The sequence below is a fragment of the Cellulomonas terrae genome, assembly GCF_007990265.1.
GTDB classification, from domain to species: Bacteria; Actinomycetota; Actinomycetes; order Actinomycetales; family Cellulomonadaceae; genus Cellulomonas; species Cellulomonas terrae.
The window spans coordinates 1-15,082 of record NZ_BJWH01000024.1 but is presented as its reverse complement, the minus strand read 5'-3'; the positions used below and the strand labels follow the sequence as shown (position 1 = coordinate 15,082).

The 15,082-nt window shown below is 73.8% G+C and carries 11 protein-coding genes and 1 tRNA gene; 2 read left to right on the top strand and 10 right to left on the bottom strand.

Annotation, left to right across the window (positions count from 1 at the left end; translation table 11 throughout):
- Positions 1-8 precede the first annotated feature (8 nt).
- Positions 9-1,622: an SDR family oxidoreductase gene (locus CTE05_RS17325; protein ID WP_146847553.1), complete on the top strand. Its 1,614-nt coding sequence runs from the start codon at positions 9-11 to the stop codon at positions 1,620-1,622.
- Here CTE05_RS17325 and CTE05_RS17320 read toward each other — a convergent pair.
- The 7 genes from CTE05_RS17320 to CTE05_RS20775 form a co-directional block, all read right to left on the bottom strand.
- Positions 1,600-2,094: an acyl-CoA thioesterase gene (locus tag CTE05_RS17320; RefSeq protein ID WP_146847552.1), complete on the bottom strand. Its 495-nt coding sequence runs from the start codon at positions 2,092-2,094 to the stop codon at positions 1,600-1,602. The two genes, CTE05_RS17325 and CTE05_RS17320, sit on opposite strands and share 23 nt — an antisense overlap.
- Positions 2,095-2,114: 20 nt before the next feature.
- Complete coding sequence (locus tag CTE05_RS17315) at positions 2,115-3,758, bottom strand: GTPase (protein ID WP_307724302.1); 1,644 nt, start codon at positions 3,756-3,758, stop codon at positions 2,115-2,117.
- Positions 3,731-5,581: a dynamin family protein gene (locus tag CTE05_RS17310; protein WP_146847551.1), complete on the bottom strand. Its 1,851-nt coding sequence runs from the start codon at positions 5,579-5,581 to the stop codon at positions 3,731-3,733. Before CTE05_RS17310 ends, CTE05_RS17315 begins: the two co-directional genes overlap by 28 nt.
- 110 nt (positions 5,582-5,691) lie before the next feature.
- Positions 5,692-7,374, bottom strand: coding sequence for an energy-dependent translational throttle protein EttA (gene ettA / locus CTE05_RS17305; RefSeq protein WP_146847550.1), 1,683 nt, complete (start codon positions 7,372-7,374; stop codon positions 5,692-5,694).
- Positions 7,375-7,549: 175 nt separating this feature from the next.
- A complete protein-coding gene (locus tag CTE05_RS17300) occupies positions 7,550-8,053 on the bottom strand; it encodes a single-stranded DNA-binding protein (protein ID WP_146847549.1) in 504 nt (167 codons plus the stop codon).
- Positions 8,054-8,184: 131 nt separating this feature from the next.
- Positions 8,185-9,672: a GTPase gene (locus tag CTE05_RS17295; RefSeq protein WP_146847548.1), complete on the bottom strand. Its 1,488-nt coding sequence runs from the start codon at positions 9,670-9,672 to the stop codon at positions 8,185-8,187.
- Positions 9,669-11,435, bottom strand: coding sequence for a GTPase domain-containing protein (locus CTE05_RS20775; RefSeq protein ID WP_146847547.1), 1,767 nt, complete (start codon positions 11,433-11,435; stop codon positions 9,669-9,671). The genes CTE05_RS17295 and CTE05_RS20775 overlap by 4 nt, the downstream gene beginning before the upstream one ends.
- A 118-nt stretch (positions 11,436-11,553) precedes the next feature.
- Between CTE05_RS20775 and CTE05_RS17285 the strand changes: the two genes are divergently transcribed.
- Positions 11,554-11,626, top strand: a tRNA-Arg gene (locus tag CTE05_RS17285).
- 32 nt (positions 11,627-11,658) lie between these two features.
- On the opposite strand, the gene CTE05_RS17280 is transcribed toward CTE05_RS17285, so the two are convergent.
- From CTE05_RS17280 to CTE05_RS17270, 3 genes are all read right to left on the bottom strand, one after another.
- Positions 11,659-12,531: a hypothetical protein gene (locus CTE05_RS17280; protein ID WP_246123726.1), complete on the bottom strand. Its 873-nt coding sequence runs from the start codon at positions 12,529-12,531 to the stop codon at positions 11,659-11,661.
- A 44-nt stretch (positions 12,532-12,575) separates the two neighbouring features.
- Positions 12,576-13,115, bottom strand: coding sequence for a DUF6318 family protein (locus CTE05_RS17275; protein ID WP_146847546.1), 540 nt, complete (start codon positions 13,113-13,115; stop codon positions 12,576-12,578).
- Positions 13,116-13,325: 210 nt separating this feature from the next.
- The gene (locus tag CTE05_RS17270; RefSeq protein ID WP_246123725.1) at positions 13,326-14,627 is read right to left on the bottom strand and encodes an APC family permease; all 1,302 of its coding nucleotides are present in this window, start codon (positions 14,625-14,627) and stop codon (positions 13,326-13,328) included.
- Between the last annotated feature and the right edge of the window lie 455 nt (positions 14,628-15,082).

Sequence of the window (15,082 nt, the reverse complement as noted above, 5' to 3'; positions counted from 1 at the left end):
CTGCGCAGATGGCCACCTCTGTCGACGACCTCCTGCCTGCGCCCGTGGCAGACACCCTCCAGGGTATGGTCCCCGGCCTCGGTGCCGACGGCCGTCCCCGCCCGGACGCTCCCCTCGTCGCGGTCACCGGCGTCACCGGGTACGTCGGCGGGCGACTCGTCCCCGAGCTGCTCGCGGCCGGCTACCGCGTGCGCGCGATCGCCCGGCACCCCGACCGGCTGCGCGGCCGTGACTGGTACGGCGACGCCGAGGTGGTCGCGGCCGACGCGGCCGACCCCGAGCAGATCCGTGCCGCTCTCGACGGGACGCAGGTCGCCTACTACCTCATCCACTCCCTCGGTTCGGGCCCACGGTTCGAGGCGACGGACCGGCACACCGCGCTCGTCTTCGGGCAGGCCGCCCGCGACGCCGGGGTCGGACGGATCGTCTACCTCGGCGGCCTCTACCCGGAGGGCGAGGACCTGTCCCCGCACCTCGCGTCCCGCACCGAGGTCGGCGAGATCCTGCTGGCCAGCGGCGTCCCGACGACCGTGCTGCGCGCGGCGGTCATCCTGGGGTCCGGGTCCGCGTCGTTCGAGATGATGCGCTACCTCACCGAGCGCCTGCCGGCCATGACCGTCCCGCGCTGGGTGGAGAACCGCATCCAGCCGATCGCGATCCGCGACGTGCTCCGGTACCTCGTCGGCTCGGCGGCGATGTCCCCCGACGTCAGCCGCGGCTTCGACATCGGCGGGCCGGACGTCCTGACGTACCGCGACATGATGCAGCGGTACGCCGAGGCTGCCGACCTGAAGCGACGGATCATCGTCGGGGTGCCGGTGCTGACCCCGAAGCTGTCGTCCCTGTGGGTGTCCCTCGTGACCCCCGTGCCCGGCGGCCTCGCCCGTCCGCTCGTCGAGTCCCTGGTCCACGAGGTGGTCTGCGACGAGCACGACATCGCCGAGCACGTGCCGGACCCGCCCGACGGGCTGATCGGGTTCGACCGCGCCGTCCGTCTCGCGCTGCGCCGCGTGCACGACGCAGCCGTCACGACGCGCTGGTCGTCGGCGGCCGTCCCCGGCGCGCCGAGCGACCCCCTCCCGAGCGACCCCGACTGGGCCGGCGGCTCGCTGTTCGTCGACGAGCGCCGGGTCACCGTCGACGCCTCCCCCGCGGCGCTCTGGCGTGTGCTGGAGGCGGTCGGCGGCGAGCGCGGGTGGTACTCCTGGGGGCTCGCGTGGCGCATCCGCGGGCTCGCGGACCGCCTCGTCGGCGGGCCCGGCCTGCGCCGCGGTCGGCGCGACCCCCTGCAGCTCCTGGTGGACGACGCGGTCGACTTCTGGCGCGTCGAGGAGATCGAGGAGGGGAGCTTGATCCGGCTGCGCGCGGAGATGCGCGTCCCGGGGCTCGCGTGGCTCGAGCTGCGGGTCGAGCCGACCGGCAGTCCCGACGCGGCGCCCACGGTCTTCGCGCAGCGTGCCCTCTTCCACCCGAAGGGCCTGCTCGGTCAGGTCTACTGGTGGTCCGTGTACCCGTTCCACGGCATCGTCTTCGGTGGCATGCAGCGCAACATCGCACGCGCCGCGGAGTCGGCCGAGCGGGCGCGCACCGACCGTCGCGTCAGCGCCGCCGGCGGATCGTGACCGGCTCCTCCAGGAACGTCGACCACGCCTCGCGCTGCTCCGGGGCGATGCGCCGCGGAGCGCCGGTCGCGGTGTCGACGAGGACGAGCGTGGTGAGCGCCCGCGCGTAGACGACCCGCTCAGGGCCGGCCTCGCCCGCGTCGCGCACCTCGTAGCAGACGTCCAGGCTGGCGCCGCCGAGGTGCCCCAGCCACATCTCCACGATGACCGGTGTGCGGCGATAGCCGAGCGGCTTGAGGTACTCGATCTCCTGACGCGCGACGAGCGTGGACACCTCCGCACCGGGCCCGGCGTCGATGACGGCCGTGGGGAACGCGCTCTCGACGCGGCTGCCGTCAGGTGCGACAGGGTGGCTCCAGAACGCCTCGATCCGCGCCTCCTCGAGCAGGCGGAGCATCTCCACGTTGTTCACGTGCTGGTAGGCGTCCATGTCCGACCAGCGCAGCTGCACCGGGATCTCGAGGCGAGTCATGCGCTCGATCCTAGGAGCGGTCAGGCGGCTGCCTTCGACGCCGCCGCGCGGCACCGGGCGAGGGCATCCATCTCGGCGGCCACCGGACCGATGACGTGGTCGTTCACGGCCTGCGCCACCGACGCCCCGAGGCGCCGACGTGCCCTCGCGGCCCGGCTCCGGCCGGCCACGACCCCGAGCACCCACCCGAGCCCGGCGACGAGCAGGCCCGCCGCCACCCCGCCGAGCAGGAGCACGGTGGGCGCCGGGAAGCCCCACCACATCGGGGTCTCCGGGGGCGGCAGCTGGAGCCAGCCGAGGCCGGCGAGCAGGAGGAGCCACAGGAGCCCCGCGGCCGCCACCACGAGCAGCACCCACTGGAGGAACCCGAGCCCGCGCCACGTCCACGGCACCCGGGCGCTGCCGAGCGGGACGCGCACGACCGTCCGGTCGAGCACGTCGTCCAGGTTCACCGCGGCAGCCCGGGTCCGGGCGGCGAGCACCCAGTGGTCGGGCGCCCGCGACGTCGCCGCGTCGACGTAGGAGCGCACCGCGCTGAGGGCGGCGGACCGCTCGCCCGCGGCCGGCGCCGACCGGGACGACCGCAGGAGGTCGTCCTGGCCCGCCTGCACGCGCTCACGACCGAGCCCCAGTCGCCGCAGCGGGTCGGGCCGCAGCCGGGCGACCCACCGCGTCACCGGCCAGCCGGTCGCGGCGCGCGCGGACCGCTTCGTCGAGCGGCGCACGGCCTCGGCGACCTCGTGGACCCCCGCGGCGGCTTCCCACGACCGGACCAGCGTCGCGGCGGCGCCGACCTCCCGGCGCGCGTCCGGCGGCGAGCCGCACGCGTCCACCAGGGCGCGCGCCGCCTGCCGCACGTCGCCGGTCACCCGCTCCGTGGCGGCCAGCCGCCGCTGCGCCGCCCGGGCCAGCAGGTCGCGGAGCTCGGTGACGCCCGCGCCCGTCGACGCGCTGACCGCAAGGACAGGTGCCGAGCCCAGCCCGTCCTCCGCCGCCAGGCGCTGCAGGTCCGCCACCATCGCCTTCTGCTCCGCGGGCGACAGCCGGTCGGCCTGGTTGAGGACGAGCACCACCACGCCCGCGTGGTCGCTCAGACCGCGCAGGTACCGGGCGTGCAGGGCTGCGTCGGCGTACTTCTGCGGGTCCACCACCCACACCAGCAGATCCACCCGCTCGTACAGCCGCTCCGCGATCGTGCGGTGCTCCGTGACGACCGAGTCGTGGTCGGGCAGGTCGAGGAGAACGAGCCCCGTCGCCGACTCCTGCAGGACCCGGCTGCTCGCGACGTGCCGGTCGCGGACGTCGAGCCAGTCGAGCAGCTCGTCGGCGCCGTGCTGGCCGTCCGTGCCCGGCGTGGGGACGATCACCGCCACGGGCTGACCGGTCGTCGGGCGTCGGACGCCCGGCTCGGCGACGTGCGCGTCCGCGAGCGCATTGATGAGCGACGACTTGCCCGAACCGGTCGCTCCCGCGAGCGCGACCACGGTGTACTCCCCGGACAGCGCCGCGCGGTCGCGGGCCCGGGCCACCACGGCGGCCGGCGCCTCGAGCGTGGCGTCGGGGAGCCGACCGCGCGCCAGGCCCACGGCCTCGTCCAGCGCCTCGACGCGTCCGCGCAGCGTCCCGGCGGACGCGCTCACCCGCGGCGCCAGCGGGACCACCACCGCGTGCGCTCCGGCTGCTCGGGCTCGGCCACGACGACCGACCGCGCAGCAGCGCCCGTGCCGCGCAGGTGCCCCGACCCCCCTGCGGGCAGGTCGCCAGACCCCCAGGCGGTCGCGGGGGTCCGCGCCGACATCGCCGACCGCACCCGGTCCGCTGCCGCGCGCAGGTCGTCCCCGTCACGGCTCGCCGCCCCCGTGGCGTCCAGCTGCCGGGTGAACCGCGTCGACTCCTCCTCCAGCAGGGCGTCCGTCCGGGCCGCGAGCCGCGTCTGCGCCTCCTGCGTGAGCCGGCGCACGGCCTCGTCCCCGAACACCGCCTCCAGCAGCCGCTGCGCGAGCAGCGCGGAGCCGCCGACGATCCCGACCTCGGCGCCGGTGAGACCACCGGTGGACGCGAAGACCGCGACCATGAGCACCGCGCCCAGCCCGTTGACGCCGTAGGACAACGCTCGCGCGGTCGTCCGCCGGTCGGCGCCCTCGGTCTCGACCAGGCCCAGCACGTCGCCCTGCCACGCTCGCACCTGCTCGGCCGTCCGCGACCGCAGGTCCGCCGACGCCCGGGACAGCGCCAGGCCGTCGAGCAGCGCCAGCCCTGCAGGGTCGTGCCGCCACGCCGAGTGGGCCTTCTCGGCCGCCTCCTCCGCGGCGTCCTGGATGACCGCGGACAACCCGTGGGCGACAGCCTCGACGAGGGCCGGTTCCGCCGGCCGACGTCCACGCACGAAGCCGACGACCCGGTCGCGCAGCCGCGACACCCCCTGCTCCAGCGACCGGAACCACTCGCTCGTGCCGACGACGTCCTGCCACCGCGCCAGCACCTCGCCACGCAGCAGCGACCCGTCCGACGTCGCGTGGGCGATCTGCTCCGACGCCGTCGCGTACGCCGCCGTGACGGCCGCGCGCAGTCTCACGTCCGCCGCCTGCTGCTCGTCAGCCGCGGTCGCCAGGTCGAGCGCGCGGCGTGACACGTCCGTCACCGCCCCGTCCCACGTCTCGGCCAGCGCCGCCGCACGGACCGCCGGGTCCGTCGCAGTCCTGGTCAGGACGTCCGCGATCGGGCCGATCGCCGCCTCGGGCAGGAGCCCGTCCTCGAGCTCGACCTCCGGCACGACGATGACCGTGGCCGAGGCCAGGCCCGCGTCGGCGAGCATCTGCCGCAGGTGGTCACCCACCGCCGTCTCCGTGCCGGGGTCCACCCGGTCGAGCACGAGCGCCAGGTGCGTGCCGCGGCGGGCGGCGTCGGCGAGCAGCTCCCACGGCACCGCGTCCGCGTACCGCGCCGCCGTGGTCACGAACAGCCAGACGTCCGCCGCCCCCAGCAGCTGGGCAGCGAGAACGCGGTTGCCCTCCTCGACCGAGTCCACGTCGGGCGCGTCCAGCAGTGCGAGGCCCACCGGCACCGCCTCGGACGCGACCAGCCGGAGCCCGGGGCGCGCACCGGTCAGCCCGTGCTCCCCCGCCGCCTCGGCACGGCTGAGCGACGGCAGCACCCGGTCCGAGCTGAACCACCGCACGTCCAGCGGGTGGTGCACGAGCACCGGCCACCGTGTCGTCGGACGCAGGACGCCCGACGGGCTGACCTCCGCGCCGACCAGCGAGTTGACCACCGTCGACTTGCCCGCACCGGTGGACCCACCGACGACCACCAGCACCGGGGCGCCCGGGTCCCGCAACCGCGGCAGGAGGTAGTCGTCGAGCTGGTCCAGGACGCGCGTGCGGTCCGCCCGCGCGCTGGGTGCCGTGGCGGTCTCGAGCGGCAGCCGCAGGTCGGCCACCCGCTCACGCAGCCCGAGCAGCGCGCTGACGAGCTCGTCGTGCTCCATCGCGCCACCGCCTCCCAGGTCGTCAGCAGCGTATCCGCGCAGGTCGTGGGCGGCCCATCGACGACGAGGCCGCCCGCTCCCTCGGGGAACGGGCGGCCTCGTCGGTACGGTCAGTCGCGGCGCAGCTTGCGGTACGTCACGCGGTGCGGGCGCGCCGCGTCGGGGCCGAGTCGCTCGACCTTGTTCTCCTCGTAGGAGGCGAAGTTCCCCTCGAACCAGTACCAGTTCCCCGGGTTCTCCTCCGTGCCCTCGTAGGCCAGGATGTGCGTCGCCACCCGGTCCAGGAACCACCGGTCGTGCGACACCACGACCGCGCAGCCGGGGAACTCGAGCAGAGCGTTCTCGAGCGAACCGAGGGTCTCGACGTCCAGGTCGTTGGTGGGCTCGTCGAGCAGCAGCAGGTTGCCGCCCTGCTTGAGCGTGAGCGCGAGGTTCAGGCGGTTGCGCTCACCACCGGACAGGACGCCTGCGGGCTTCTGCTGGTCGGGGCCCTTGAAGCCGAACGCGGCCACGTACGCCCGCGACGGCATCTCGACGTTGCCGACCTTGAGGAAGTCGAGCCCGTCCGAGACGACCTCGAACAGCGTCTTCTTGGGGTCGATGCCGCCGCGCGACTGGTCGACGTAGGAGATCGAGACCGTCTCGCCGACCTTCAGGTCGCCCGCGTCCAGCGGCTCGAGCCCGACGATCGTCTTGAACAGGGTCGTCTTGCCGACGCCGTTCGGGCCGATGACACCGACGATGCCGTTGCGCGGGAGCGTGAAGCTCAGGCCGTCGATGAGCACGCGCCCGTCGAAGCCCTTCTCCAGGTTCTTGGCCTCCAGCACGATCGAGCCCAGACGGGGCCCCGGCGGGATCTGGATCTCCTCGAAGTCCAGCTTCCTGGTGCGGTCCGCCTCCGCCGCCATCTCCTCGTAGCGCGCGAGACGCGACTTGGACTTGGTCTGCCGGCCCTTGGCGTTGGACCGCACCCACTCCAGTTCCTCCTTGAGGCGCTTCGCGAGCTTGGCGTCCTTCTTGCCCTGGATGGCGAGACGCTCGCCCTTCTTCTCCAGGTATGTCGAGTAGTTGCCCTCGTACGGGTACAGGCGGCCGCGGTCGACCTCACAGATCCACTCGGCGACGTGGTCGAGGAAGTACCGGTCGTGGGTGACCGCCAGGATCGCGCCCGGGTAGTCCTTCAGGTGCGCCTCCAGCCAGAGCACGCTCTCGGCGTCGAGGTGGTTGGTGGGCTCGTCGAGGAGCAGCAGGTCGGGCTTCTCCAGGAGCAGCTTGCACAGGGCGACCCGGCGGCGCTCACCACCGGACAGCACGGTGACGTCGGCGTCCGGCGGCGGGCAGCGCAGCGCGTCCATCGCCTGGTCGAGCTGTGCGTCGAGGTCCCACGCGTCGGCCGCGTCGATGGCCTCCTGCAGCACCCCCATCTCCGCCAGCAGCGCGTCGAAGTCGGCGTCCGGCTGCGACATGAGCTCGGAGATCTCGTTGTAGCGATCGAGCTTGCCCTTGATCTCGGCGACGCCCTCCTCGACGTTGCCGAGCACCGTCTTGGACTCGTTCAGCGGCGGCTCCTGCTGCAGGATGCCGACCGTGTAACCGGGGCTCAGGCGGGCCTCGCCGTTCGACGGCTGGTCGAGACCGGCCATGATCTTGAGGATCGTCGACTTCCCGGCGCCGTTGGGTCCGACGACGCCGATCTTGGCACCCGGCAGGAAGTTCAGGGTGACGTCGTCGAGGATGACCTTGTCGCCGTGCGCCTTGCGCGTCTTGTACATGGAGTAGATGAACTCAGCCACTGGCTCTTCGTCCGCCTCGGTGCTCGATGGGGGTCGCCCCGCACGCTCGGTTCTCGCGGCGCGGTTCTCGGGGCACTGCTGACCGGCTCACCCGCGAGGCTGGTCGACCGCGCTGCGTGGTGCGCGCGGTCCGACCGGCCACGTCGTCGGGTTGCCGGTGCCCCAGCCTAGGCGATCACCTGGCACCGGCCAGTGCGAGCTCCTGCTCGTCGTCCGCCACGGGCTCCAGGCCGGCACCCTCGTCCTCCGGCAGCTCCTCGAGCTCGGAGACGTCCGTCGGGCCGTCCTCCGTCCCCGCGGCCGGCGCCGTGCTCACGTTCCGCGCGAAGTGGCTGCTGCCGAACGCCAGGTTCGGGCCGAGCGCGCTCGCGTCCAGCACGAGGGAGGTCCGCGGTCCGTCGGCGCCGACCCACTCCTCGGTGGACAGCAGCCCCTGCACGATGACCGGGTCGCCCTTGCGCAGCGACCGTGCCGCGTTCAGGGCGGTGGTCCGCCACACCTTCACGTTGAACCACTCGGTCTGCCCGTCGCGCCACACGCCGGCCTGCCTGTCGAACCAGCGACGCGTGCTGCCCAGACGGAACGTGGAGAACGGGACGCCACCGTCCGACTCGTGATGGATCCGCACGTCCGTGCCGATCCACCCGACGACGGTCAGGTCCAGGGACTGCATGCTCATGGGGTACCTCCGGTGCGGTGCGCCCCGCGGGTGCGGGGCTCGTGCGACCAGGGTCGACGCGGGCAGCACCCGGCGGCGCCGGACAGAGCGAACCGGTGGACCAGGCGCCGTGCAGCGGGGCTGTGGGCGGATCAGGCCCGGGCGGAGGCGACGAGCTCGCGCACGGCGCGGTGTTCCGCCAGCACCGCCTCGGTGGGCACCGCGAGCCGCGCCCGCGCCACGTTCTCGAGCGCCGACCGGCCGTCCTCGAGCACCCGTGCGGTCCGCCGCCGCCCCGCCGACCGGCGCGCGGCACCGGCCGCGACGAAGGCGAGCACCGACGCGACGAGCAGCACGACCGCCCCCACGGGCGCCCACACGTTGGACTCCCCCGGGCCCACGAGCGAGCCGACCGCGACGGACCCGACGAGCAGCGCCGCACCGGCGAGCGCCACGGCCGCGACCGTCAGCGCGAGCGCGAGCCCGGAACGTCGCGCGGTCAGCGTCAGCTGGGTCAGAGCGTCGGTCACGGCGAGCCGCATCTCGGTGGTCGACGCCACCCGCGAGGCGACGTCCTTGCCCCACCGGCGCGGCAGACCCGTCGTCACGGCCTCGAGCCACGTCGCCCGCGCGAGCTCGACCGCGTCCTCCTGGACCGCGCCGAACCCGGGCGTCGAGGCGGATCCCGTCCGCACCGCCGCGCCCACCCCCGCGGCCACCGCCGGCAGCCCGATCGCGGCCGCCAGGCGGTCGACCACGTCCGTGACCGACAGGGCGGCCGGGGCCGGCTCGCGCGCGGCGACCTCCGCCGCGAGCAGCGTCGCGGCGTCGTTCAGCTCGGCGCTCGCGCGCCGAGCGGCCAACGACCTGGACTCCACGTAGGTGGCCAGGAGCTCGCGCAGCGCGACCAAGCCCTCACCAGTGCGTGCGGAGGCCTCGCGGACCGGGACCCCGGTGAGCCCGTCGTCGACCAGCAGGTTCTCGACGTCCGCCAGCAGCGCGGGCCGCACGTCGGGCGGCACGGTGTCGACCTGGTTGAGCACCACGACCATCGAGGCCTCGTGCCCGACCAGCCGCCGCAGGTAGCCGCTGTGCAGGGCGTCGTCCGCGTACTTCTGCGGGTCGACCACCCACGCGAGCAGGTCGGCCTGCGGCAGCAGCCGGTCGACGACCTCCCGGTGCTCCGGGGCGATCGAGTCGTGGTCCGGGAGGTCGAGCAGCACGAGACCCCGCAGCGGCGCCTCGCTCTCGCCGTCGAGGAGGCTCTCCCGCTGGATGCGGCGGTCCGGCACGACGCCGAGCCAGTCGAGCAGCGGACCCCCGTCGTCGCCCCACACGCACGCCGTGATCTCCGACGTCGTCGGGCGCCGGACACCCACGTCGGCGAAGTCGAGGCGGCAGATCGCGTTGAACAGGCTCGACTTGCCCGACCCGGTCCCGCCCACGAGCGCGACCACCGTGTGGTCCACCCCGAGGTCCAGCCGTTCCCGCACGCTCTCCACGGTCGAGACCACGCGCTTCACCACGGTCGGCGCCAGCCGCGCACCACCGATCGCCAGGGCACGACCCAACGCGTCGACACGAGCCGTCAGCGCCGCCGTGTCGTCGCCGTGCAGGGTCGATCCGATGGTCTCGGTCACGTGAGTCCCTTCAGCACGGCGAGCCGCAGTCGCAGCCGCGACGAGGCGTCCTCGGCGAGGTCCGGGTCGGACAGCACCTCGCCGACCGCCGCACGCTCGACCGCCACCTGGCCCGCCACCCGGGCGACCAGGTCGTCCCGCAGCTCGTCGGCGGCGCGCTCCCCGGCGGAGTCGATCAGGTCCACGAGCAGGTCACGGGCCTCGCGCACCCCCGACGCAGCAGCAAGCGCGACGACGGCAAGACCTTCGTCGCCCAGCGCACTCGCCGCCTTGCCCCTCCGACGGACCTCACGTGCCACGTCGCGACGCGGCCGCGCGATCCCGTCGGGCGTCGTCTCCGCCGGTCCCACCGTCAGCGCCGCACGCACCACGCGCGGGCCCTGCGCCGTCCACGCACGCGCCGCCTGCTCGGCGGCGCTCCGCCGACCGGTGCGCAGCGTCGACGACTCCCAGGCCGCGTCGACGGAGGCACCGCCCGCCGGCGCGTCGGGACCCGTGAGCGCTGCCCGCAGGACCCCTTCGGTGTGCGCGCCAGCAGCCGTGAGCGTCGCCGCCGCCGAACGCGTGAGGTCCTCGAGCAGAGGCTGGATCGCGGCGACCCGCGCACGGCCCTCCCGCGACGAGCCCCGGACACGACCCGACGGACGGACCACCCGCCCGAGCGGGCCGCTGTCCGCCGCGAGCTCCGACCACCGCGCCCGCACCGCGCCGTCCGCGACGGCACCACCCCGGATCGACGCCGCCGCCTGCGCCGTCGGCGCCTCGATCGCCTCGTCGAGGACCGCCGCGATCGCCCCCGCGGCGTCAGCCTGCGCCTGCACCGCCTCGGCCAGCTCGTCCACCCACGGTCGCAGCGCCGCCAGCGAGCCCCGCAGCGTCCGGCCGATGACCGTGCGCGCGCGGTCGGGCCCGGCCAGCATCGCGAGCCACCGTCGGATCGGCGCGACCACCGCGGCAGGCAGCAACCCCTCGTGCGGCCCCAGGTCGGGGACGACGAACAGCGGCGACCCCTGCAGCCCGTGCCCGCGCAGCCGGTCGAGGAGATCCCCGCGCACCGTAGGCAACGACGCCGGCGGCACCCGGTTGAGCACCATCGCGATCGACGCCCCCCGCTCGACAGCCCCCTGCAGGACCCGCCACGGCAACGCGTCGCCGTACCGGGCAGCCGTCGTCACGAAGAGCCACAGGTCGGCCGCCTCCAGCAGCCGGTGCGCCGACTCCCGGTTCGACTCCAGCACCGAGTCGAGGTCCGGTGCATCCAGCAGCGCGATGCCGCGCGGCACCTGCTCGTCGGCGACCACGCTCACCGACTCCAGGACCGGGTGGTGCGACAGCAGCTCCTCGTCGAGCGGGTTGTGCACCAGCACCGGCCGACGCGTCGTCGGCCGCAGCACGCCTGCCGTGCTGACCTCCGACCCCACCAGCGAGTTCACCAACGTCGACTTGCCCGCACCCGTCGACCCCGAGATCACGACGACCGCAGGCGCAGACAGCTCCGTGAGGCGCGGGACCAGGTGCTCCCCGAGCTGGTCGACGAGCCGCGCCCGCGACGCCCGCGCCGACGCGATCCCCTCGATCTCCAGCGGGAACCCGGTGCGCTCCACGTCACGGTGCAGGTCCCGGACCGCGTCGAGCAGCGACGTCGCCGCCAGCGGTCGCGCGAGGACATCACGTGGATCGGAGGCGGCATGACGGGCGTGTGCCGCCGGTGGCCGCGAGGTCGGCACAGGCTGCACTGGCGCGGTGCCGGGCTGTGCGCTCACGCGACCATTGTCGCGGTGTCATCTGACCTGGCAAAACGCGCCACGCGGTGCGGTCCTGTCCGGTTCGTGCCGAGCATGCGATCGCGCGCCCCGCCATTAGGCTGTGGGCGCACGTCCAGCCCTCGTAGCTCAATGGATAGAGCAACGGCCTTCTAATCCGTAGGTTGCAGGTTCGAGTCCTGCCGGGGGCACCCATGCAAGGAGCCCGGCGGGTCCCTGTGCCTCAGCAGTCGTCCGGTTTCGGGTCGTCGGTGCACAGGCCGGTGACCAGGCGGGTACGAACTTCGCGGATCTCGAAGACCGGTCCCGTCGCGGTCGTCGTGGCCGTACCGGTGACCTCACGCCACTGCGGGTCGCCCTCGACCTGGTACCGCCCCGACCACTCCGTCGTGATGGTGATAGCAGCCTGCCCGAGGTCCTCGTAGACGTGGACCACGTCGAACGCCGGGTACGGCGCACCCGGATCGCTCGTCACGACAGGCCGCGACCCGTCACCCCACTCGTACGTGAACCGCGTCGGGGTCGCCTCCACCGTCACCGTCCGACCCAGCAGCTGGGTCGTCAGCGTCACCGGCGTCGGGTCGGTGTAGGCGATCGTCTCCTTGTTCACCAGCACCCAACCCGTGTCCGGCTGCATGTGCACCGAAGGCGCCGGCAACGGCAACCGCCGGAACTCCTCCGCCGTCAGCACGGGCAGCTCGTCGCCGCCGCATGAGCCGTAGTCCACCCGGCGCCACGGACTCCAGTCCGTCGCGGGCGGAACCTGGAACCGCCGCCAGCGCGGCTCAACCCACCCCTGCCCGGCACAGTCGAGGGCAGGCGCTTGCGGCACTCCGCTGATACACCCACCGTCGTCACCCGCCGGCACCCAGTGCCCTGACACCTCCAGGCACGCCATCGCGTGCATGTACTCCCACCTGGTCGTCGGGACGACGCTGTGACCCGATCCGCCAGGCGCGGTTGGGCTTGCCTGCGATTGGCCCCATCCCGCGAGAAACTCGAAGGCATCGCCGCGTTCGGTGTTGGTTCCGGCGCGCACGTAGCTGCGTCGAGTACCTTCCTCCGACTGTATTTCACCAGCCGTTGCTCCGGTCACGGCGAGTAGGGCAGCGAGACCAGACGTGGCCATTGCCCGTTCAATCACGCTACGACCTCCGTGAGATCGACCGCCTCCACACGCCATCGGTCACCCAACCAACTCATGGCAAAGAGGAAGTCCGTGACGTTAGCCGCAGACTCAGCGACGACCTTCCCGTCGGCATCGAGCTCCTGAGTCGCGGCTTGCTCTACGCGTAACAGGGCCGAGAACCACTCGTCGGGCCGAATCTCGGTCGATTCAGATGTCAAGACCCGCGCCGGATGCCCCACCGACGATCGCCCTTCCGACGTCATGGCGACCACGCTCTCTTGGACGTAGGCGCATAGGTCGCATGTCTCCGCAGACATCTCCATCAGCGGACCGGCGTCTCCACTGGCGAACGCGTAGTCATACAGCGACAGGAAGTACGTCGCAGCCGCGATCGCGCCGTCCGTCGTCGGCTCGCCCATCGCGTCCGGCGGCTCCGGCTTCACTACCGGTGTCGGAGTGGGTGTCGGTGTCTGTGTCACCTCGACGACAGGCGGCGCTGTCGACTCCGCCGGCTCGGATCCGCTTCCTGTACACCCGGCGACCAGCGCCATCCCGACCACCGCCGGAACGACCCTCCGCCACACCCTTGCCGTGCTGCCCCGTCCACGCATGCGGGAGAACCTACCGATTCCGGACACACCACAACGGAGAACGTCCGAATCTGTGGACAGCGACTGAGCCATGGCGGGTCGGACGCACCGAGTTGCGGTCGACCGTCCACCGGGAGGCCGGCGGACGGAGGACAATCGCAGTCGACCGCGCTACGGGTCACCCGCCGAGGTCGCACCCCGCCGCGCCGCGCCGACCCCCACCGCCACCACCGCGAGCCCGAGCGGGACCACGAGGTGCCATCCCGCGAGCACGGCGAGCCCGAGCGACAGGACGCAGGCGGCGACGGCGGCCCACCACCCGGCACTCCCCCGGTCGAGGAGCCGCACGGCGGCGGCCATGCCGACGGCGTAGATGGCGACGATGCAGCTGGTGTGCACGAGCACGAAGGGCTCGAGCTGCCCGCCGGTGGCCACGGCGATCGCGAAGTAGACGGTGATCATCCCGGCCACGAGGAGCAGCGCGCGTCGCGGGACCCCACCCGGTTGGGCGCCCTGCGCGATGCGGCGCGGCAGGTCGCCGTCGCGCCCGAGGGAGGCTCCGAGCTTGGCGAAGGCCCCGACGTAGGTGCCGAGCACGCCGAGCGTGACGATGGCCGCGACGACGGCCACCGCGACCCGCCCGATCCCGGGGAGGCCGACGTCGACGAGGTCCATCAGCGGCACGTCCGACGATGCGGCGTCTCCGCCGAGCACGGTCACGGTCACGTACTGCAGGGCGAGGTAGGCGACGCCGACGACGACGAGCGCGATCGCGGTCGCGCGCGGGATGGTGCGCCGAGGGTCCCGGAACTCACCGGCGAGGTGCGTGACGGCCTCCCACCCGGCGAACGCCCAGACGTACAGGCTCGCCGCGGCGCCGACGCCCGCCCAGCCGTGCGGCGCGAAAGGCTCGAGGTTCGCCGGGTCGGCCGCGGGCAGGGACACGAGCACGACGCCGACGACGAGGGCGACGAGCGCACCGGTGAGCGCGAGCTGGACGGGTCCGGCGAGCCGCAGCCCGACGGCGTTGGTGACCAGCGGCGGGACGAGGAACGCGGCGCCGACGAGGTAGACGTGCCACTGCGCGCCGCCCAGCATCGCGACGACGTACTGCGCGCCGAGCAGGGCCACGACGGACGCGCCGACGCAGACGCCGAAGAAGAACCAGTAGCCGGTCATCCGCGCCGCGGTGGGGCCGAGGGCGAGCCGCACGTAGGTCGCCACGCCGCCGGAGTCCGGGTGCCGGGTGGCGAGGGCGGCGAACGCGGCGGCGAGCGGGACCGAGGCGAGGAGGACGAGCGCGACGGCGACGACGGACGCCGGACCGGCCGCGCGCGCGGCGAGGGTCGGGAGGAGCAGGATGCCGGTGCCGAGCACCGAGGCCACGTAGAGCGCGGTGCCGAGCGCCAGGCCGATGCGCGGCTGGGTGTCGGTGGGGGCGCTGGTCGGGGCGAGGGCGGCGGGAGCAGGCACGGTGCAGCGTCTCCCGGTGCGCCGACCACCGACCAGGCGGCAGACAGGCGACGTCCGTCGAGATCCCGCCACGAGCACGAGGGCGTCACAACGGTCGAAAGCGGCACGAAAATCAGGTGACGACACCCGACGGCGCATGGTCGAGTACTCCCACACCACCCAGATCGTCCGGGCTCCGGCCCGGACGCCGTCATGCCCGAGGAGAACCCCGTGTACCCGAACCAGACCTACGAGCTCACGCGCCAGGCAAACGCCGAGCGCCTCGCTCAGTCGCACCAGGCGCGCGTCCGCGAGGCCGCACGCCACGCCAGACAGCCGACCGCGAACGCCGGTCGACCTCCGGATCCGCGGCGCGTCCCGACGCGCCCGGCGAACCCCGTCGGCGTCCTCGTCGCCCGATGATCCGCACCCCGGTGGGCGCGGACCGATCCTCTGAGAGGAACAGGTCCGCGCCC